General features: G+C 57.3%; 22 protein-coding genes. 1 reads left to right on the top strand and 21 read right to left on the bottom strand.

Annotated elements, in window-relative coordinates; translation table 11 throughout:
* The first annotated feature begins 65 nt into the window (after positions 1-65).
* Positions 66-977 (top strand): lytic transglycosylase domain-containing protein, encoded by a 912-nt coding sequence (locus tag N2M06_RS04435; protein WP_346351734.1) that lies wholly within the window; start codon positions 66-68, stop codon positions 975-977.
* Here the strand turns inward: N2M06_RS04435 and N2M06_RS04430 are convergent.
* The 21 genes from N2M06_RS04430 to flgC form a co-directional block, all read right to left on the bottom strand.
* A complete protein-coding gene (locus tag N2M06_RS04430) occupies positions 971-1,903 on the bottom strand; it encodes a flagellar motor protein MotB (RefSeq protein ID WP_346351733.1) in 933 nt (310 codons plus the stop codon). The two genes, N2M06_RS04435 and N2M06_RS04430, sit on opposite strands and share 7 nt — an antisense overlap.
* Positions 1,903-2,769 (bottom strand): flagellar motor stator protein MotA, encoded by an 867-nt coding sequence (gene motA, locus N2M06_RS04425; protein ID WP_019933446.1) that lies wholly within the window; start codon positions 2,767-2,769, stop codon positions 1,903-1,905. Before motA ends, N2M06_RS04430 begins: the two co-directional genes overlap by 1 nt.
* The gene (locus tag N2M06_RS04420; RefSeq protein ID WP_019933445.1) at positions 2,769-3,488 is read right to left on the bottom strand and encodes a FliA/WhiG family RNA polymerase sigma factor; all 720 of its coding nucleotides are present in this window, start codon (positions 3,486-3,488) and stop codon (positions 2,769-2,771) included. Before N2M06_RS04420 ends, motA begins: the two co-directional genes overlap by 1 nt.
* Before the next feature lie 9 nt (positions 3,489-3,497).
* Positions 3,498-3,983: a flagellar basal body-associated FliL family protein gene (locus N2M06_RS04415; protein WP_019933444.1), complete on the bottom strand. Its 486-nt coding sequence runs from the start codon at positions 3,981-3,983 to the stop codon at positions 3,498-3,500.
* Positions 3,984-4,000: 17 nt separating this feature from the next.
* The gene (locus tag N2M06_RS04410; RefSeq protein ID WP_346351732.1) at positions 4,001-5,134 is read right to left on the bottom strand and encodes a flagellar hook-length control protein FliK; all 1,134 of its coding nucleotides are present in this window, start codon (positions 5,132-5,134) and stop codon (positions 4,001-4,003) included.
* Positions 5,135-5,166: 32 nt separating this feature from the next.
* Positions 5,167-5,568, bottom strand: a complete 402-nt coding sequence (locus tag N2M06_RS04405) for a hypothetical protein (RefSeq protein WP_346351731.1) — start codon at positions 5,566-5,568, stop codon at positions 5,167-5,169.
* Complete coding sequence (gene fliS, locus N2M06_RS04400) at positions 5,565-5,960, bottom strand: flagellar export chaperone FliS (RefSeq protein WP_019933441.1); 396 nt, start codon at positions 5,958-5,960, stop codon at positions 5,565-5,567. Before fliS ends, N2M06_RS04405 begins: the two co-directional genes overlap by 4 nt.
* A gap of 18 nt (positions 5,961-5,978) precedes the next feature.
* Positions 5,979-7,295: a flagellar filament capping protein FliD gene (gene fliD / locus N2M06_RS04395; protein WP_346351730.1), complete on the bottom strand. Its 1,317-nt coding sequence runs from the start codon at positions 7,293-7,295 to the stop codon at positions 5,979-5,981.
* 194 nt (positions 7,296-7,489) lie between these two features.
* Positions 7,490-8,365 (bottom strand): lateral flagellin LafA, encoded by an 876-nt coding sequence (gene lafA / locus N2M06_RS04390; protein WP_346351729.1) that lies wholly within the window; start codon positions 8,363-8,365, stop codon positions 7,490-7,492.
* Between the two features lie 131 nt (positions 8,366-8,496).
* On the bottom strand, positions 8,497-9,372 hold the full coding sequence (gene lafA / locus N2M06_RS04385) for a lateral flagellin LafA (RefSeq protein ID WP_346351728.1): 876 nt from the start codon (positions 9,370-9,372) through the stop codon (positions 8,497-8,499).
* Positions 9,373-9,635: 263 nt separating this feature from the next.
* Positions 9,636-10,634 carry a hypothetical protein gene (locus N2M06_RS04380; RefSeq protein WP_346351727.1) on the bottom strand — a complete coding sequence of 333 codons (999 nt, stop codon included), beginning with the start codon at positions 10,632-10,634 and terminating at the stop codon, positions 9,636-9,638.
* A 14-nt stretch (positions 10,635-10,648) separates the two neighbouring features.
* Positions 10,649-11,545, bottom strand: coding sequence for a flagellar hook-associated protein FlgL (gene flgL, locus N2M06_RS04375; RefSeq protein WP_346351726.1), 897 nt, complete (start codon positions 11,543-11,545; stop codon positions 10,649-10,651).
* An 11-nt stretch (positions 11,546-11,556) separates the two neighbouring features.
* The gene (flgK, locus tag N2M06_RS04370; protein WP_026344610.1) at positions 11,557-12,876 is read right to left on the bottom strand and encodes a flagellar hook-associated protein FlgK; all 1,320 of its coding nucleotides are present in this window, start codon (positions 12,874-12,876) and stop codon (positions 11,557-11,559) included.
* Between the two features lie 6 nt (positions 12,877-12,882).
* Positions 12,883-13,269, bottom strand: coding sequence for a rod-binding protein (locus N2M06_RS04365; protein ID WP_346351725.1), 387 nt, complete (start codon positions 13,267-13,269; stop codon positions 12,883-12,885).
* Positions 13,270-13,281: 12 nt separating this feature from the next.
* Positions 13,282-14,391, bottom strand: a complete 1,110-nt coding sequence (fgIL, locus tag N2M06_RS04360) for a lateral flagellar basal body P-ring FlgIL (RefSeq protein WP_346351724.1) — start codon at positions 14,389-14,391, stop codon at positions 13,282-13,284.
* Between the two features lie 9 nt (positions 14,392-14,400).
* The gene (flgH, locus tag N2M06_RS04355) at positions 14,401-15,072 is read right to left on the bottom strand and encodes a flagellar basal body L-ring protein FlgH (RefSeq protein ID WP_346351723.1); all 672 of its coding nucleotides are present in this window, start codon (positions 15,070-15,072) and stop codon (positions 14,401-14,403) included.
* Positions 15,072-15,857, bottom strand: coding sequence for a flagellar basal-body rod protein FlgG (gene flgG / locus N2M06_RS04350; protein WP_019933431.1), 786 nt, complete (start codon positions 15,855-15,857; stop codon positions 15,072-15,074). The genes flgH and flgG overlap by 1 nt, the downstream gene beginning before the upstream one ends.
* Positions 15,858-15,896: 39 nt before the next feature.
* A complete protein-coding gene (locus N2M06_RS04345; RefSeq protein WP_346351722.1) occupies positions 15,897-16,628 on the bottom strand; it encodes a flagellar basal body rod protein FlgF in 732 nt (243 codons plus the stop codon).
* Between the two features lie 9 nt (positions 16,629-16,637).
* Complete coding sequence (gene flgE / locus N2M06_RS04340) at positions 16,638-17,915, bottom strand: flagellar hook protein FlgE (RefSeq protein ID WP_346351721.1); 1,278 nt, start codon at positions 17,913-17,915, stop codon at positions 16,638-16,640.
* Between the two features lie 19 nt (positions 17,916-17,934).
* On the bottom strand, positions 17,935-18,600 hold the full coding sequence (locus N2M06_RS04335; protein WP_346351720.1) for a flagellar hook capping FlgD N-terminal domain-containing protein: 666 nt from the start codon (positions 18,598-18,600) through the stop codon (positions 17,935-17,937).
* A gap of 2 nt (positions 18,601-18,602) precedes the next feature.
* Entirely contained in the window at positions 18,603-19,022 is a 420-nt protein-coding gene (gene flgC, locus N2M06_RS04330) for a flagellar basal body rod protein FlgC (protein ID WP_346351719.1), read from the bottom strand.
* Between the last annotated feature and the right edge of the window lie 2 nt (positions 19,023-19,024).

The following is a 19,024-nucleotide window of genomic DNA, read 5'->3' as shown; positions in this document are numbered from 1 at the left end:
CCTCATATAACGACAGAATCACAGTAAAAACAAAATCAGGCACATAAATTGCCTTAAAACAGCTCATGAGAACCTTACTGCTTTTACTGATAATCGGGCTCTACAGCGGCATTGCTCAGGCATTTAACTTTGACGGGGCGCTGTACCAGCACCCGCGGGTGCAAAAAGAGCTGGATTATCTGCATCAACATCCTAAATATCTGCAACGCAGCCGGCAAAGAGCGGAACCCTGGCTTCCTCACCTGTTGCCGCTGTTACAGGCCAGACAACTGCCTGCTCAGCTGGTGTGGTTACCGGTGGTGGAAAGTGCCTACCTGCCGGGGGCCGTGTCACACGCAGGGGCAGCCGGGTTATGGCAGCTGATGCCGGCTACGGCAGAGCGCTTTGGTATTCTGGTATCGGAGCAATACGATGGCCGGCTGGCACCGCTCAGTGCCAGCCGGGCCGCCATCAACTATTTAGCCTGGCTGTATCAATATTTTGATCAGGACTGGCTGCTGGCACTGGCCGCCTATAATGCCGGAGAAGGACGGGTGCGCAGGGCCATTGCCCGCAGCGGCACCCGGGACTTCTGGCAGCTTCCTCTGCCGGAAGAAACCCGCCGCTATGTGCCGCGCTTTCTGGCGGTACAGTATTTGTTGGGTGAGCCGGTCAGGGGAGTGTCTTCTGTGACCGAATATAACATTACCGGGCCTGTCTCACTGAATAGTCTGGCTGCCCGGCTGGGCGTGTCAGCGGAAACACTGAAAGCCCAGAATCTGGCTATCAAAAGTCATCAGCTGCCGGCAGACCGGGAGTTCTCCATACTGGTCAGTCATACTGCTGCTCCGGGAAAAGAGCGGATCATTTCCATAGAAACACAGCCTTTGTTCACCGCTCAGGCCGCCGGTCTGGATTTGTCAGGCAGCGGCAGCCTGTTTGAGCAATCCGGCCCCGCGTTCAGCCAGGCAGCGCCGCCGGGCTGGCGGCTTTACTGAACCTGACCGGATGAACTCTGCTGCAACTGAGCACTTTGCTGCTGCTTATTGAAAATACCATCGGGTAATCCTGCCTCAAATAACGCCTGCAGCAACTGCTCTGCCTGCTGGCTGAGCATCAGCAGCTCTACACGCCGGTTATTGCCGGATGTGGGGTTTTCACGATCAAAGGGAGCCTGATCAGCCATGGCTACCACCTGCAGCACCCGGGATCCGGGCACACCGGCCAGCTCCAGCAGCTGGCGCACATTCTGTGCCCGGGCACCGGACAGATCCCAGTTGGAATAATGCTGACTGACATAACGCACCGAGTCGGTATGACCGGAAATAACCAGGCGGTTTTCCACCTTTTCAAATACCGGTGCCAGACTGCGCAGCAAGTGCTCAAAATCCGATTCCATACGCGCACTGCCCCGGCTGAACATGGGCTTGTCAGCCTGATCATGAATACGTATCCGTAGTCCTTCGGGCACTATGTCCAGCTCCAGGTTCTGCTCCATACCCTGTCGCTGGGCCAGCTGACCAATCAATACCGCCAGCTGCTGCTTGTCCTGTTCGCTTTCTACCCTGCCCGGGCGCAGCTCGGCAGGACTTTGCAATGGCTCTGTGGCCAGACTGATGTCCTGCAGCTCGGTGGCCTGGCCGGGGATCTGTGCCAGCGGCTGCCCCTGCATGTCTACCGGAAACGGCGTTCCTCCCAGCAGGTAAGGGCTGGTGCTGCCTTCAAATACCGAATAGTCGCGCAGCTTGCTGGATACGGTTTCCCGCTCCTGCTCACTGGACACCGCCAGTATCCACAACACCATGAACAGGGCCATCATGGCCAGGGCAAAGTCGGCAAACGCCACCTTCCAGGCCCCGCCATGACTGCCCTCTCCTTTATGGCGCGATTTGCGCCGGACGATAATGGTTCCCTGATCCCGCATCAGACGCTGTCCGCTTCTGCTTCGTTCAGCCAGGATTCCATATCCATAAAGCCTGGCTTGATGTCCTGTTCAATCGACTTGCGGCCGGCATCTACCGCCAGCAGAGGAGACTTGCCACCCACATGGGCGACCAGCACGGCTTTCACACACTCCAGCGCCGTAATCCGCCGGCCCACCCATTGTTCCATGGCGTTGCTGGCCGGGCTCAGCAAACAATAACAGACAAAAATACCCAGAAAGGTGCCCACCAGGGCAGCGGCCACATGTACCCCGATATAGGTTAAGGGGCCGTCCAGATGCTGCATGGTAATAATAATACCCATCACCGCTGCCAGAATGCCAAAGCCGGGCATGGCATCGGCGGTTTTGGCCATGGCATGTGAGGGCTTGAGCATGCTTTCTTCCAGGGCATCAATCTCCTGCTCCAGCAAGGCTTCCAGCTCGTGAGCACTGAGCTTGCCCATGCCCAGCATGCGCAGATTATCAATAATAAAGCCCAGCAGCTCCGGTCTGGTCATAATCAGGGGGTAACGGCTGAACAGAGGGCTGGTATCAGGCGACTCTACATGACCATCCAGCGCCTTAAGTCCCTTCAGCCGGGTTTCCTGCAGCAGCTGGTGCAACAGAGGCAATAACTGCCGGTACAGTTCGGCATCGTCTTTCTGCCCGCCACAAATGGCTTTCAGCTGCTGCCAGATCCCCTTTAACACCGCCGCAGAATTCCCCAGGATCAGCGCGCCCAGTCCGGCTCCCACAATAATGACAATTTCAGCTGGCTGCCACAGTGCCGCCAGCTTACCATTGGCCATCATAAAACCACCAAACACACAGATCAGAATAACGGCTAGCCCTACCAGCTTCTGCATCAGGTTTCTCCACTACTGGCAAATTCGCGGTTTAACAAAGCCAGGCATTGTTTATGCAACTGGCACACTCTGGACTCGGTCAAATCGAGCACCAGGGCAATTTCTTTCATGTTCAGTTCATGCTGGTAATACAACGACATCAGCCGCTGCTCCCGTTCGGGCAGGCGTGACAGCAAGGCGCGAATATGACGCTGCTGATCCAGCCGGCCCAGCGCGTCGTTGTTGGCAGGTTCGTGACCGTGTTCCAGCAGTTCCTGCAGGCTTTCCATTTCCGCCAGCTGGCCGGCATACAGAATGCTGCGCAGTTCATCCATATCCACCCCCAGCGCCTCGGCCAGCTCTGGCTCTGTAGGCCGACGGCCCAGACGACGCATCAGCTCCCGTTCCGTTTGTGAACAATGGTGACTTTGCTGGCGTAACAGCCGTGGCCGCCAGTCATGCCGGCGCAATTCATCCAGAATGGCTCCGCGTACCCGTTTAAAGGCAAAGCTGGCAAAGCTGTCATCAGGCGGCCCACCATAACGGCGCAAGGCCTCCAGCAGGCCCATGATGCCAATCTGAGCCAGATCATCGGCATCCATCACGCTGTTCACCTGATTTCTGAGCTGGCCCAGCACCCGTTTTACCAGCGGCATGTACTGTTCGAGCCAATAGCTTTCATTTTCTGCCCGGGAGCCCAGCTCGGTTTCCTGTTCAGGCCAGTGCTGCTCCATTAACATGCTCGCCTCCTATTGAATAACCAGCTTGGTGATCAGCACCGCCTCTACCGAGGGCGCATAGCCATAGCTTTGCAGCCGCTGATTCAGCGCCTGCTGCAATTCGGTCTCGAATCCGTCCATTTGCTGCAGCCGGGCCTGTACCTGCTCATGGTCAAAACCACTGAAATAACCAAGTGTGGTATTTCTCAGTGCCGGCAATATGCCCTGCCACAAGCTCACCTGCCGGGGCTGATGACTCATCAGCGCCAGCTCCAGCACCATGTAGTGGTTGCGACCTTCTCCGGCCAGCCCGATAACAAACTGCTCCAGTGGCTGAAATTGTGGCTCACTGACCGGCTCAGGCTCGGGAGCCGGCTGCAACATGGCCAGCCAGCCCTTTTCTTCCAGCGTCTGGCGGTAATCGGCCAGCACAAAGGTGCCGGCTCCCATGCCCGCCAGCAGGGTTATCAGTAACAGCAGGCCAATCAGTAAATAAGAACGGGATTTTTTTGCCACTTGCTTGTTTCCTTTAGTTAAACCAGAGCGTTAAACCAGCCCTGCCCTTCGGGGCGTAACGCGGCGTCATCATCATGTTCACCGGCCATGCCAATGTGTGTTTCATCATTCATGACGTGCGGCGCAGATGAATGCTTGCCCTGCTGACCCACATTCACCTCCACACCGCCACCATGCTGGCTCAGCAAATCCTGACGCAAACGATCAGCCTGAGCCGTAATGGCATCACGAATGCCGGCATGGCTGGCATTGATCTGTATCTGCAGCCTGTCGCCTTCCAGCCTTACCGTCAGCTCCATGCGCCCCATTTCCGGCGGATCCAGCTTGATCCGTGCTTGCTGTACCTGCTGATTCAGCTGCAGCTCTACCTTGTCTTTCAGAGTGTGCAGCAACTGCTGGCCCAGCATCGCCTTGTCTGCCGGCACCTGCAGCGGAGCCCACTCGTGAACAGCAGCAGGCGCTCTCGTTGCCGAAAAAGGAAGGGCCGGCGGATGACCATCGGTGCCAGGAGTGGGCATTAATGAGGCAGCAGGAGATGAAGCCGGCGGCAGTGCATCAGCTCCGTTCAGACGCTGCAGCACCAATCCGTTGTTAAAAGAGACGGTCGCTTTGTTTAACGCCGATTGCTCCGGCCCGGGTACATACTGGGCTGCTGGTTGTACCGGCCCGGGGGCATATTGGGCTGCCGGTTGCAACGACTGTTGCTGCAGCCGCCACAGCTGCACCGGTACTTTTTCTGATGACACGCCGGCATCATCCGTGGTTATCAGGGGGCTATACTGCGCCGTTTCGAACGGTGTCAGCCCGGGCGTATCGCCGGCTTGCCTGTACTCTGGCAGATCAGCATTGGGGGCCGCTGCGGAATGATCTTGCACCGGCAGAGACTCACCCACTAACTGCCCAAAGCCGGCTGTTTGCTCATCGGGCTGTTCAGCCGGCTGTGGCGCTGGTTGCTCGGCTGATGGTTCAGTTACTTGTTCGGCTGACGGCTCGCCTTCATGTCCGGCCGGCAAGATATTGACCAAGCCAGGCCTGGTGTCAGCTGGCAGCAGCCCGGCGTCAGGCAAATACCCGGCAAAGCCCGGCATTTCTTCAGCAGAAAAGCCCGGCTCTGCTTTGATGTTTTGCTCAAAGCCAACCACAGTGCTCACTGTTCGGCCCGGCAAAGAGACCGGCAGCGACATCACGCCTGCTCCTCCAGCTGGCTTATCCAGTCATAGGCCAGAGAGCCCTGATGCTGCTGACGCAGCTGGCCCAGCTGCTGTTCAAGCCGGCCGGCCTGCTCACTGACCAGCCGGAAATGTTCACGATATTGAGCAGCAAAGCGGTTCAGCAGCATTTTTTGCTGCTCGGTCAGCTGCGCCCGGTAAGGGCTGAGATCACTCAGCACCCGGCGCAGCAAGCCATCGAGTTCGCTCATCCAGCCCCACTGGCCGGCGTTAACCGCCTGTTCGGTACGTTGCTGCAATATCAGCAAGCGGGCAAAAATAGGGGCTATCTCGGAGCGCTCATGAGGCCCGTCAGTGGCAGCGGAAGGAATGGCGGCTTCCGCTGCCGGCACAGAAGGGTCCTGCTGCCTGGTCATGCCGGTACTCCGTTACCCATGCCCTGCCAGCCGTCCCGCAGGTCGGCCAGTACCTTGTTCACCGGTGCCAGCAGAGATGCATCATTATGCACACTGGCGCTGAACAGCTGCCGGCCACAGAAGTCATAGAGCGCATGCAGATTAAAGGCCAGCTCGCCGCCGTTCTCCATATCCAGTGAACTATCCAAACCTCCAATAATATCAATAGCTTTGGCAATGGATTTACCTTTTTGCTCCATGCGGCCGGCAACAATATGGCCTTCGGCGCGGGCAACTTCATCCATCAGTCCGTCCATCAGCATCAGCACCAGCTCACGGGGCGAGGCCTGAGCAGCCCGGGCATCGGTGTGGGTATGCTGGTAAATATCAAGGCCGGAATCGGCATCAAACATGGTCAGCTCCTGGCGTTATTAAAACATGGTCATGGTCTGTTGCATTTGCTGTGCCAATGTTTGCATACGGGTAAACTGCCCCAGATAGCGCTGATAAACCTTGTTCATACGATTATCCAGTGCTTCCTGACGGTCGGTAATGCGATCCAGTCCGCTCTGCAGGCTGCGGTCGCGCTGCACCAGAGTCCCGTTGCGATCCAGATAGGGCTTAACATCGGCTTCCAGCCGGGTGAGCAGACCATTTTCACCGGTAAAAGCCTGTTCCAGCGCACCGGGTTTATTTTGCTGCAGCTTGGCCATGGCGGCAGTGTCGAGTGACAGCTTGCCGTAGCGGTCTGTTTTGATGCCCAGCTCCGCCAGACTGACACCGGCAGGCGGGTTAGAAAGAGTACCGCGCAGCCTGCCCAGCAACCCCCGGGCCATGCTGTCGCCGGCCAGTACTGCCTTACTGCCTTCCTTGCTTTGAGTATGCTTTTGCACTTCTCCCACCAGGCTGTTGTAGGCATCCACGATTCCCTTGAGCGACTCCTCAATGGCGGTCTGGTCGGTAGACACGCTGAGCGAAAGCGGCGCATCGGTATAGTTACCGAATTCATCCTGAGCATGGGCCTTGCTGACGGTCAGGTTGAGACCGTCTATCTGGCCGTCAAAGTTGTTGGTGCTGCTGGCAAGCTGCAGGCCGCCGGCCCCGCCCAGCTCAATGACGGCGTCCTGCGCCGAGGCCAGCTGGGTTTTATTGGTAATGGCCGTTTGCAGCTGGGTAAAGCCGGCATCGACGTTACCACCGCTCAGCTTGATGGTCATGGCCTGGCTGGCACCGGTCTTGCTGCCGGTCAGCATAAGGTGAGTCTGACCACCGGAACGCACCAGAGAAGCCTGCACGCCGTTATTGTCGGCTGCCTTGCTAATGGCATCACGCAGACCGGTCAGTCCGCTGGCCGAGTCAAGGGTCGACAGATCCAGACTCAGGGTCTGGCCATCCACCGTAATATCCAGAGTGCCTTGGGTAGGCAGGGTCCAGTTCTCATCAAGAGCCAGAGAATACTGATCTGCCTTGGCCAGCTGTTTGACATAGAGCTGATAATCGGCATTGGCCGCGCCGGCCTTTACCGTGGCAGTGGCATAGCCTTCGCTGCTGAACGTGGCAGACTGACTGCTCAGGCCACCGTTTTCATTCAGCCCCTTGATGGCGTCCTGCAGTGCCTGCAGTTTGTTCTTGATCTGGCTGTAAGCCTCTTTTTCGGTACTCAGCTGGTTATGCTGGGTTCTCAGCAGACCTTCCAGGGGCGCTCTGTCTGCCGATGTCAGCATCTGCGCCATAGAAGAGGGATCCATTCCATTCATTCCAAACATTGCCACCTCCGCAGCGTCTTAAAAACAGGCATATTTATTATTCAAACAACGGCACTTACCGCGACAGACTTAAACAGGAAACAGATTTATAAAATAAAAAAACGGCTCATAAAGAGCCGTTAAAAAAAGCAAAGAACACAATCCGGGGACAGGCCCCTCAAACAAGCTATTGGTTATTAACGCAGCAGCGACATCACCAGGCCACTCATCTGGTTGGCGTTGCTCAGCACCGACATGCCGGACTGCATCAGCATCTGGTTTTTGGACATGTTGGAGGCTTCAGACGCGAAGTCGGCGTCCATAATACGGCCCTTGGCAGCTTCATTGTTTTCACGCATATTGGACAGGTTATTAATGGTATGCTCGAGACGGTTGATGTTGGCACCAAACTGAGCACGAGCAGTGCCTACAGCATCAATCGCCTCACTCACTGCAGTAATAGTTGCGGCAGCACCGACTTCAGAACCACCTGTAGCTGCCGTAGTGTATTCTGCAGAAGCTGCACCAAGTTTACCAGCCAACACCTGAAGTGCACCGGTTGTACCAGTCATGTCGATTGATAAAGTTTCATTTTCCGTGGAACCAATCTGAAAACTAACAGCTGCCGCGCCAAATTTACCACCAGTACCGTCCTTGCTAAATAAAGCTTCCCCGGCGTAAGTGGTATTGGTCATTATGTTATCAAGCTCGTATGCAAGCTGATCATATTCTGCCTGCATTGCCGCTTTATCATCATCACTGTTGGTACCGTTAGCACCCTGAGTGGCCAGATCCTTCATACGGTGCAGAATATTGGTCATTTCATCAAAGGCACCTTCACCGGTCTGCAGCATGGAAATGGCATCCTGAGAGTTACGCATGGCCACGCCCTGACCGTTGCTTTGGGCCTGCAGGCGAGTGGCAATCTGCAGGCCGGCGGCGTCGTCGGCAGCAGAGTTAATGCGAAAACCAGTACCCAGACGCTCCATGGCGGTGCCCAGCATCTTGTTGGTGCTGTTCAGCGTATTCTGCGTTACCAGAGAAGTGTAATTGGTATGAATGGACAATCCCATAATCGTTTCCTTGTAAAAAGCATGAATGGGTGATTCATAGTGTCAAAACGGCCGGGCCGGGGCGGGACTTTAATAAAAACACCAATAAAAAAGGCTCCGGTAACAGGAGCCTTGAATGCAGCAAACTTAGCTTAACGCAGCAGCGACATCACCAGGCCACTCATCTGGTTGGCATTGCTCAGCACCGACATACCGGACTGCATCAGCATCTGGTTTTTGGACATATTGGACGCTTCAGACGCAAAGTCGGCATCCATAATACGGCCCTTGGCGGCTTCGTTGTTCTCACGCATGTTGGACAGGTTGTTAATAGTATGCTCCAGGCGATTGATATTGGCACCGAATTCAGCTCGAACAGTTCCAACCGACTCCAGCGCAGTATTAACTAACGTAATGGTTCCTGCTGCACCAATTTCAGTGCCCGCTGTACCTGCTTCGTAGCTTTTGGAAGCTGCCACAAGCGCGTCTGAAACAGCGTTGATGCTGGTCTTAGCTTTAACTGTCAATGTTTCACTTGCAGTCGAGCCAATCTGAAAGGAAACACCTGCTGCACCACCCGTAAACTTACCCGCAGTACCTGCTTTTAACTTATCGAAAAGTGCATCTCCGGCATAAGTAGTGTTAGACATGATATTACCCAGCTCTGCACCTAATTGATCATACTCAGCCTGCATGGCCGCTTTATCATCAGCGCTGTTGGTACCGTTAGCACCCTGAGTGGCCAGATCCTTCATACGGTGCAGAATATTGGTCATTTCATCAAAGGCACCTTCACCGGTCTGCAGCATGGAGATGGCATCCTGAGAGTTACGCATGGCCACGCTCTGACCGTTGCTCTGAGCCTGCAGACGCACGGCGATTTGCAGGCCGGCGGCGTCGTCGGCGGCGGAGTTAATACGAAAACCGGTGCCCAGGCGCTCCATGGCGGTGCCCAGCATCTTGTTGGTGCTGTTCAGGGTGTTCTGGGTAACCAGAGAGGTGTAATTGGTATGAATGGACAGGCCCATAATCGTTTCCTTGTAAAAAGCATGATTGGCTTGGTTCACTCAATTAAAACGGCGGCTGAATTGGACAACTTAAAAGAAAAGGTAAAAATTTTTGTGAGGGGTAAAACGAAAGAAGTGAGAGGGAAAACGAAAAAAAATAACCCCCTCCCAACCTCCCCCTTGAACAAGGGGGAGGAGCTTATGCGGTCCCTTCCCTTTGAACAAAAGCGAACTTATGCAGACGCTGCCCCCTCCCCTTATCAAGGGGAGGGTTGGGGTGGGGTTTATTCCTTGCGCAGCAACGCGACCGCGTTATGGCGGGTCACATTGGCCTGGGCCACCAGCGCCGACACCAGCTGCTCAAAAGGGCTGGCGCTGCGTTCGAGTGGTACCTTGCTGGCCGGAGCCGGCACTGCGGGCCATTCGTCGGCCATTTGCTGCAAAATAAAACGGCGCTGCTCCTGCAGCCGGGCGCTGTAGTCATGAATCCGGCTCATTACCCGTTGCAGGTGTTCCCGCTCACTGGCCAGCTCACCCTTGCGCGCCGCCTGCAGCAACGGTGCCAGCGCATCGGGCTCGGGAGTGGGTTTGATCAGCACCGGCTCACCCGCCGGCACCCGCACGCCCTCGCCCTGCATTAAAATAGGCTGGCGTAATATGGCCTCGGCCCGGTCGCTGGCTTCCAGCTGCACTTTGCCCTGCTCGGCAGAGGCGCTGATGCCAACAGGCTTGAGATGGCGATTCAGCTGGGCAAGGGTGTCCGCTGGGCGCTGCCCCGGGTGAATGGTAATGCCCATGGCCTGCTGCTGGCCGGCCAGCAACAGGGTAATACGCTCGCGGCTGCCTTTTACGCTCAGCAGATCAACCTTGTCGAGCTGAAACCGATGGCGCGCGGCGTTACCTTCCAGCGCCTTGGGCTGCAGCCGTGCATCCAGCCTGCCTTGCTGCTGCAGCTGTTCACTGAGCCGGCTCAGCTGCTCACCCCATTGCTGCTGCTGCTCAGCATTCATACCCGATGCCTGCAGCCGCTGGGCCAGAGCACGCAACTGCTGCCAGGCCTGATTCAGCGACTGCTCCGCTGCCTGCAGCCGGGCCACGCCGGACTGAGCCTGACTGAGCTTGCCCCACTGCTGAAAACGCCCCGGTGCAGACAGTCCGGTCCGGCCGGTGATAAGCGTCTTATCACCATTTTTTTTGTCGGCAGGACCGGGAGCGGCAGCAATATTTCCGGCCGGCTCCAGCGAGCTGTTGACCGCGCCCGGACGTGTGCTGGCAACGTGCATAATGTTATTTATCCTTACAGGGCGTTAAACAGCGACAGCTTGTTCACATTCACAAAGGCCTGCTGGCTGCTTTGCAGCGCCAGCAGCATCTGCTGCATATTCATTGCCGCTTCGCCATAGTCCAGTGCCGACAGCTCATTATGCAGACCCTGGCCAAACACCTTCATTTCGCCATGGGTAGCCACTACCTGCTCCAGACCATTGATACGCCCGCCAATATCGGTGAGGGTGCGGGTCAGATTACCGATACCCTTGTCCATGCTGCTGAGCATATCGGCCACATCATTGCTGATATTGCCGGTAGCGGTATCCAGCAGCTGAATAAAGTCATGTACATCCTGCAGCAGGTTACCGCCGTTGAACATCAGCCCTTCGGCGGTGTCGTTGGCAGACACGCTCACGCCGTTGGCAATGCTGACCTGGCGCTGGTAATCATCGCCCTGATAGGTAAACACGCCCGGCGTGGTTTCTGCCACCGCCGGCACATCGGTACGGGAGCCGGAAAACAGGTAGTGGCCTTCTTCATTGCGGGCATTCACCAGATCCAGCAGACTCTCTTTGAGCGATTCCATCTCCTGAGTCAGGGCCCGGCGTTCTTCCAGCTCATAGGTGCCGTTGCCCGCTTCTACCGTCATGTCCCGCAGCCGCAGCAGTATGTCCTTCATGGCGTCTATCTGGGTTTCCTGCTGGCCCAGCCGGCTGGTAACCTGCAGAGCGTTTTTTTCGTACTGCTCGATGGCACTGATTTCCTTGTCGATGCCCTGCAGCCGCACAGTAGCGAGCGGGTCGTCCGATGGCTTGAGAAGACGATCACCGCTGCCCATTTGCTGCAGCAGCTTGCCATAGTCGGCACCGCCCTGCTGCATGCTCTGCATCATGATCCGCTGAATTTGTCCTGTACTGACGCGCATGAATACTCCCGTTAAATCATGTTGAGCAGGGTGTTGAACAGCTGATCGGCAGTGCCAATCACCTTGGCATTGGCCTGATAATTCTGCACATAGTTCATCATGTTCATGGCTTCTTCATCCAGGTTAACACCACTGACACCGTCACGACGGGCCTGAGCCTCGGTACGAATATTATCGGATGCAGCGGCATCGGCCTGCCACTGGGCACTGGTAATGGCCAGATCACCCACCAGCGAGCGATAACTTTCATAACTGGCATCTTCCAGCCCCAGCAGCGTTTGCAGATTATCATTATTGCCCGGGCCGCCGGCACCCGCGGCCAGCGCCAGCTGCTCCGGCGTCAGATCATCGGGCACCTTCAGGCTGCCGGCAGCATCACCGGCGGTAAACTCAAACAGGGGGGCACCGGGCTGGCCATTGAGATCCACTCCCTTGGCCAGCTGCTGATTGACCTGAGTGGCAAATTCTTCGGCAATGCGGTTCATTTCATTGCGGGCCGGCTGCAGTTGCTGCTCCCGGTGCAGCATCAGGCCTCCCAGGCTGCCGCCTGTGCTGCCGTCAAGCGGGTAATCCTGACCGCTGAAATGGACCGATACGCGCGTATCGTCCCGGCTGATTTGTGCAGCCTGGCTACCCAGCACCAGCGGCTGGCCCTGCTCCAGACTCACATTAATAGTGCCATCGGCCTGCTGAGCGGTACGAATATCCACCAGTCCGGCCAGCTGACGCAACGCTTCATCGCGGCTGTCTTGAAGAATACCGGCGTTACCGCCCCTGGCACCCACCGACTTGATTTTTTGGTTCAGCTCCGCCACCTGAGTTAACAGACTGTTGGCCTGGCTGTTGGTCGCATCCAGTTGATCCAGCACCCGGCGCTCCTGGGCATCCAGCTGACTGCCAAGATGATTGAAACGCTGAGTCAGGGCTTTGGCCGATGCAATAATCTGCTGGCGGGGAGCCATGCTCTGGGGCGTTTCGGCAGCACCGTTAAGGGCGGCAAAGAATTGATTAAGGCCGGGCAGCAGACTGCTGTCCTCACTGCCCAGCACGGTTTCCATCTGGCCAAGATAATCACTGACCTGCCGGCGCTCGCCGGCTTCAGATTCGGCCCGCCACAACTGAGCCGTGAGAAACTCATCCGCCACCCGGCGCATGCCGGTGACCTGTACACCACTGCCACCCATGACACCAAAGCCGCTTTGCCGGGCTGCCAGCTGCACTTCCTGGCGGGTATAGCCGGGCACATTTACGTTGGCCACGTTCTGACTCATGGTATTCAGCGCCGCCTGGGCTGCCTGCAGGCCCGACAGGCCGTTATTGATCATCGCCATTCCTGGTTATCCGTTTTTGGCCACCCGCAGCGGCTGGCTGAAGGCGGCAAGGGAAGTCTCTCCGTTATTAGCGACCGTGGCAGCCGGTGTCTTTAACAGGCCCCCCAGCTGATTCACCATCAGCTCCCGCAGCCCGGTCTGCCCACGGGAAGCCAGGTTCATGGCAATCTGACCGTCGTGCCAGTCGCGCATCATGGTCTGCTGCGGGCCCGGGGCAAAAGGGCTGTCGGGATCCCGTAAGGCATCGGTGGCGGAACGCATGTTTTTCAGTACCATCTGCAGAAACATGGCTTCAAACTGTTCGGCGGCCTGCTTCAAGCCCTGCTCCGGTGACTGGCGCTTGATGTTATCCAGCCCCTGCCAGTTAAGGTATTGGCTCTGTTCGGTTTTCATTATTTTTATTCCTTACAACACGACCAGCTCAGCTTCCAGGGCACCGGCTTCATCCAGCGCCTGCAAGATCGACATCAGATCATCCGGCTTGGCACCGATACTGTTCACCGCCTGCACTATCTCATTCAGCTCTGTGCCTTCGGGCCATACAAACATCTCGCCCGGCTCCTGCTCCACCTTGAGATCCGACTCGGGCGTGACCGCAGTTTGCCCTTGCGAGAAAGCATTGGGCTGGCTCACATTAAATCGCTCGGTAATGGTCACGGTCAGATTGCCATGGCTGACCGCAGCGGCCCGCACCTTGACATTCTGTCCCACCACCACTGTGCCGGTGCGGCTGTTGAAGACCACCTTGGGCCGCTTTGGCCCCATATCAACGCGCACATCTTCCAGCATTGACATAAAAGTGACCCGCTGGCGGGCATCTGCCGGTGCTCTTACCTCAATGGCACGGGGGCCGGTGGCCTGAGCCACATCAGGGCCAAACACCTGATTAATGGCCTGCTCCACGTTACGGGCACTGCGAAAGTTGGCATCCTTGAGATTCAGGGTCACCACCGGCTCACTGACAAAGCTGGAAGGAATTTCATTCTCGATCAAGGCACCGTTGGGGATCAGCCCGGCTGTGGGTACGTTAACGGTAATGGAAGAGCCGCTGTTACCTTCTGCCTTCAGGCCGCCCACCACCAGATTGCCCTGGGCCACGGCATACACCTGGCCGTCCACGCCACGCAACGGGGTCAGCAGCAGAGTGCCGCCACGCAGGCTTTTGGCATCGCCGATGGAAGACACAGTCACATCCAGCGTCTGGCCGCGACCGGCCAGCGCCGGCAGAGTGGCGTGCACCGACACCGCCGCCACGTTTTTCAGCCGGGGATCCGTGCCGTCTTCCAGCTGCACACCAAACTGGCGCAACATATTGGTCATGGACTGGCCGGTAAATTTCACCTGACTGCGATCGCCCGTGCCCGACAGGCCCACTACCAGACCATAACCCACCAGCTGATTGTCACGAATGCCCTGCACGTCCACCACATCCAGCAGCGGCCGCTCACTGGCCTGTGCCGGTGCCGTCAGGGCACTGAGCAGCAGGCTCAGTATGATCAAAAACGAATACTTCATTCTCAGCTCCTACAGAGGAAACCAGCTGCTGTTAAAGAACCGCGACAGCCAGCCCGCCTGATTGCTGTCGGCCAGCGCACCGCGACCGGCATAGGTAATGCGGGCATCGGCCAGCCGCTGAGACGGCACCCGGTTCTGGCTGTCAATATCATCAAGGCGAACCAGCCCCTGCAGACGTACATATTCATCCCCCTGGTTCAGCCGAATCCACTTCTCTCCCTTTACCCGCAACACGCCGTTGGGCAGCACTTCCGAGACGGTGACGGTAATGGAGCCGGACAGAGTGTTCTGCTGGCTGGCACTGGCTGAGCCACTGAAGTCACGGTCGGCGCTGGCCTCGGCGGTCAGGTTGGTGCGCAGCTTGCGCCCCACCAGCGGCACCGGAATATCAATGCTGCTGCTTTTATCGAGGCTGGTGTCGGCTTTTTTACTGGACTGAGTACGCTCCTGCAGCAGCACCGTCAGCATGTCACCCACCCGAAAGGCACGTCTGTCCTGAAACAGGGCAATCATGGTGCCGTTGCTGAAAGCACTGCCATGGCGGGCCTGCTGATGAGCCGGCACTGTGGGCGGTGTGGGCGCCCAGTCATCCTCACCCGGCTTTGGCGGAACCAGCTCATAGGTGGTGCAGCCGCTTAGTATCAGCAGCGCGACCGCCGGCAAATGGCGCAATATGTTCATCACAATGCCTGACTGACGAACTTCAGCATCTGATCCGCCGCCGAGACCACCTTGGCGTTCATCTCGTAGGAGCGCTGAGTGGTGATCATGTCCACCATTTCTTCCACCACGTTCACATTGGAGCCTTCCAGCGTCCCTTGCTTGAGGGTGCCCAGTGCTTCATCACCGGCCTGCCCTTCCATCGGCTCACCGGAGGCGCCGGTCTGGCGATACAGGTTACCGCCCATGGCCTCAAGTCCGGCCGGGTTGGAAAAATTGGCCAGGGTGATAAGACCCAGCTCCTGGGGCTCGGCCTGGCCAGCCAGAGTGGCACTGACGATACCATTGGTACCTACTGTCACATTGATGGCGTTTTCCGGAATCTCAATCTGAGGCACCAGCGGCAGACCGTCGGTATTCACCATCAGCCCTTCAGAATTACGGTGAAACTGGCCGTTACGGGTGTATGCCAGCTCACCGTTGGGGCGCTCAATCTGAAAAAAGCCCTGCCCCACAATGGCCATATCCAGCTCCTGGCCGGTATTCTGAAAACTGCCGGTAGTAAATACTTTCTGGGTACCCACCACCTTGACGCCGTTCCCCATCTGAATACCGGTAGGGATCTGGTTTTGCTGATCCGCCGCCGCACCGGGCTGACGCTGCACCTGATAAAAGAGATCTTCAAAGGCCACGCGGTCACGCTTGAAACCTACCGTGTTGACGTTGGCCAGATTATTGGAAATGGCGGTCATGCGCGCATCCTGTGCGCTCAGACCGGTTTTGCTTACCCACAGGGCTGCATGCATGATTATGTATCCTGTTTCAATTCGTTAAATGACCGAAGCTCAGCTGCCGCGGATCAGGCGGGCACCGGCCCGGGCCTGGTCATCGGCGGTTTTCATGGCGCGCACCTGCAGCTCAAACTGCCGGCCCAGTGCCATGGTCTGTACCATCTCTTCCACCACATTGACGTTGGCACCTTCCAGATAGCCCTGCTTGAGCACTATATTTTCATCCACGGGCAATGGACCGGGCTGGTCGGCATAAAAGAGACCATCCAGCCCCTTTTTCAGCTGCCCTTCTTCAGGACGTACCAGCTTGATGCGGCCGCCTTCAATCTGAGCTCCGCCTCCGGGCGGGGTCAGGCTGACGGTGCCGTCATTGCCGATTTCCAGTTTGCTGAACTCGGGCAGCACCAGAGGGCCGTCTTCTCCCATGACCGCATGGCCGTTAATAGTGAGCTCACCTTCCGGGCTGATCAGCATATTGCCGGCCCGGGTATAACCTTCGTTGTTATCCCCGCTCTGAACCCCGATAAAGCCTTCTCCCTGAATGGCGATATCGAGATCCCGGCCGGTTTGCTGCAGGAGCCCGGCCGCCATATTGGTGCCGGCGGGCAGACTCTGGGCCAGTGCCCGGGTATGCAGCCCATCCCCCTCAAGAAAGCGGGCCGAGGCCTGCTCATAATCAGCCCGAAAGCCCTGTGTATTGGCATTGGCCAGGTTATTGGCGCGAATGCCCTGAGCCATCATGGCGTGCTGGGCCCCGGACATGGCGGTATAAAGCAAACGATCCATTCAGCGGCCTCAGAAGGAGTTGAACAGCACCTGCGTCATCTTGTCGGCGGCGCTGATGCTTTTGGAGTTGGCCTGATAGTTACGCTGGGCGGTCATCAGGTTGACCAGCTCACCGGTCAGATCGACGTTGGAGCCTTCATAGGCACCGGCGGTCAGGGTGCCCAGAGTACCGGTGCCCGGATCCCCCATGACAGCCGCGCCGGAAGCAAAGCTCTGGTGCCAGCTGGTGCCATCGCCCTGGCGCAGGCCATTGGGGTTGGCGAAGTTGGCCATGACTACCTTGCCCTTGATCTGATCCTGACCGTTGGTAAATACCGCATACATATCACCGTTGGATTCAAAGCGAATGCCCGCCAGCTCACCGGCGGTATAACCGTCGGGCTGGTTGCGGGACACACTGAACTCGCCGGCGTACTGAGTCATGGCAGCAGGAGACATGGTTACATTTACCGGATTAGCACCACCATTGGGCGTAAAGGCCAGAGAGATCTGACTCAGCTTCGCATCCGTTGGATGCACCACTGCATTGGTACCGGTCACACTGGAAAACTTGCCTTCACTGTCAAAAGTCATGGTAACACCGGGCAATGAGCCGGGCTTGGCGGGTGCCGGTGCGGGTGGCGCGGGAGGCGGTGCCGGATTTACCGGTTCTCCGTCCACATAAAAGTGCTGCTGCCATTCATTGGCACCGGTTTTTACAAAGTACTGGGTCATCACATGACGTGTGCCTAGTGAATCAAATACTTCACTGGACTGGGAAAAGTTGTAACTGGTAGCATCTTCCACATCAAATGCCGTGGCCGGAATTTCCGCATCCGCCTTCAGGTTGGCGGTAAAGTCGACCCGGGTGCTGGCCTTGGCCGGCAGACCGGCACCGTCAACCCGCAAATCCTCAATCACGCCCTGCTGCAACTCACCTGCCTCATTGACCATGTTGCCCTGCAGGCGCATGCCGTTGCCGCTGACAATGTAATTATTGGCATCCCGGTTAAAGGTACCGGCCCGGGTAAAGGCCGTCTGGCCGTTCAGACTGGTCATAAAGAAACCGTTGCCGGAAATGGCCAGATCCAGGGCGCGGCCGGTGTTCACTACATCACCGTCGCGATCAAAATTCTGAGAGACATTATTCACTTCAACGCCACCGGGCTGACCGCCGCCGTAAACAGCCGCAAATTCCGCACGGGCGCTCTTGAAGCCGGCGGTGGATACGTTGGCAATATTATGGCTGATCACTCCCAGCGACTCGCTGGTGGCCCGCAGGCCGCTCAGGCCGATACTCATGGACATAACTGATTTCCTTAAGCGATTAAGACTGACCGAACTCGGTCACCTGGAACAATGACATCTGGCCCACACCCGCCAGCCCCAGCATGATGTCGCCGCCACCGGCAGGCAGGCTGACTTTTTCAACGGTGCGTGCCATATGGGGTGACAACGACAGGCTCTCTCCCTTACGGCTGGCCACTACCTTGAATTCGTACTCACCCGCCGGCAGCTCGGCAAGGCTGAAGTCCTGATCACCGGCGGGATTACGCCATTCCTGCTGATGAACCCGCTGCCCGCTCTGGTCATAAACTTCCAGAGAAAGCTGCTCGGTACCCGCCGGCACCGGTATGGTGCCGCTCAGGCTTTCCGCCGACGCCAGACTGATGGACTGCACCGGTACCGTTACCTTTTTCCCCATCAGGGAGGTGCTGCCCAGCACCTGCAGAGTGTCGAGCAGGGTAGCCTGCTGCTGGGCCTGCATTTTCATCTGCTCAATGCCTTCCACCATGCTGAACTGCGCCAGCTGGGTCACATACTGGGTGCCATCCAGCGGGTTGAGGGGATCCTGGTTATTGATCTGGGCTACCATCATCTGCAGAAATTCACTGCGCAGATCACTGACACCGCCACCACCGGCGGCAGGCGCTATGCCGTTTTTCGAGTTGCTGACGGCGCTGTCCAGGCCGTTAATGCTTGCCAGTGCCATGATTAACGCTGCCCCAGATTCAGCAGGCCCTGCTGCATGCTGTTCACCCGGCCAATCACTTCCACCGCCGACTCAAAACTGCGCGAGGCAGACATCATGTCGGCCATTTCTTCCATGACGTTCACGCCGGCGTAATACACATGGCCGTCGGCATTGGCCAGAGGATGATCCGGCTGATAACGTTGCTCGGGCTGGCGATCCGAGGGCAAGACACCCGCTATATTCACTTTGGCACCAGCCAGCTCACCGGCCTGGGTCTGCTGATACAAAGTGGCAAACACCGGTTTGATAGCACGGTAGGCTTCCTCTTCACTGGCCGCCACCGAGCCGGCATTAGCCAGGTTGGACGCCACTGTATTCATACGACTGGTCTGCGCCTGCAGGGCGCTGCCGGCTATGTCATATATTCCGCTAAACGACATAA

The organism is Oceanimonas sp. AH20CE76 (assembly GCF_039654065.1).
Classification (GTDB): Bacteria; Pseudomonadota; Gammaproteobacteria; order Enterobacterales; family Aeromonadaceae; genus Oceanimonas; species Oceanimonas smirnovii.
This window is presented reverse-complemented; position numbering and strand designations above follow the sequence as displayed.

Bases quoted from the DNA above. Each gene is read 5' to 3' on its own strand.
- N2M06_RS04435 (WP_346351734.1), top strand. From the start codon at position 66: ATGAGAACCTTACTGCTTTTACTGATAATCGGGCTCTACAGCGGCATT.
- N2M06_RS04430 (WP_346351733.1), bottom strand. From the start codon at position 1,903: ATGCGGGATCAGGGAACCATTATCGTCCGGCGCAAATCGCGCCATAAA.
- motA (WP_019933446.1), bottom strand. From the start codon at position 2,769: ATGCAGAAGCTGGTAGGGCTAGCCGTTATTCTGATCTGTGTGTTTGGT.
- N2M06_RS04420 (WP_019933445.1), bottom strand. From the start codon at position 3,488: ATGTTAATGGAGCAGCACTGGCCTGAACAGGAAACCGAGCTGGGCTCC.
- N2M06_RS04405 (WP_346351731.1), bottom strand. From the start codon at position 5,568: ATGACCAGGCAGCAGGACCCTTCTGTGCCGGCAGCGGAAGCCGCCATT.
- fliS (WP_019933441.1), bottom strand. From the start codon at position 5,960: ATGTTTGATGCCGATTCCGGCCTTGATATTTACCAGCATACCCACACC.
- fliD (WP_346351730.1), bottom strand. From the start codon at position 7,295: ATGGATCCCTCTTCTATGGCGCAGATGCTGACATCGGCAGACAGAGCG.
- lafA (WP_346351729.1), bottom strand. From the start codon at position 8,365: ATGGGATTGTCCATTCATACCAATTACACTTCTCTGGTAACGCAGAAT.
- lafA (WP_346351728.1), bottom strand. From the start codon at position 9,372: ATGGGCCTGTCCATTCATACCAATTACACCTCTCTGGTTACCCAGAAC.
- N2M06_RS04380 (WP_346351727.1), bottom strand. From the start codon at position 10,634: ATGCACGTTGCCAGCACACGTCCGGGCGCGGTCAACAGCTCGCTGGAG.
- flgL (WP_346351726.1), bottom strand. From the start codon at position 11,545: ATGCGCGTCAGTACAGGACAAATTCAGCGGATCATGATGCAGAGCATG.
- flgK (WP_026344610.1), bottom strand. From the start codon at position 12,876: ATGGCGATGATCAATAACGGCCTGTCGGGCCTGCAGGCAGCCCAGGCG.
- N2M06_RS04365 (WP_346351725.1), bottom strand. From the start codon at position 13,269: ATGAAAACCGAACAGAGCCAATACCTTAACTGGCAGGGGCTGGATAAC.
- fgIL (WP_346351724.1), bottom strand. From the start codon at position 14,391: ATGAAGTATTCGTTTTTGATCATACTGAGCCTGCTGCTCAGTGCCCTG.
- flgH (WP_346351723.1), bottom strand. From the start codon at position 15,072: ATGAACATATTGCGCCATTTGCCGGCGGTCGCGCTGCTGATACTAAGC.
- flgG (WP_019933431.1), bottom strand. From the start codon at position 15,857: ATGCATGCAGCCCTGTGGGTAAGCAAAACCGGTCTGAGCGCACAGGAT.
- N2M06_RS04345 (WP_346351722.1), bottom strand. From the start codon at position 16,628: ATGGATCGTTTGCTTTATACCGCCATGTCCGGGGCCCAGCACGCCATG.
- flgE (WP_346351721.1), bottom strand. From the start codon at position 17,915: ATGTCCATGAGTATCGGCCTGAGCGGCCTGCGGGCCACCAGCGAGTCG.
- N2M06_RS04335 (WP_346351720.1), bottom strand. From the start codon at position 18,600: ATGGCACTGGCAAGCATTAACGGCCTGGACAGCGCCGTCAGCAACTCG.
- flgC (WP_346351719.1), bottom strand. From the start codon at position 19,022: ATGTCGTTTAGCGGAATATATGACATAGCCGGCAGCGCCCTGCAGGCG.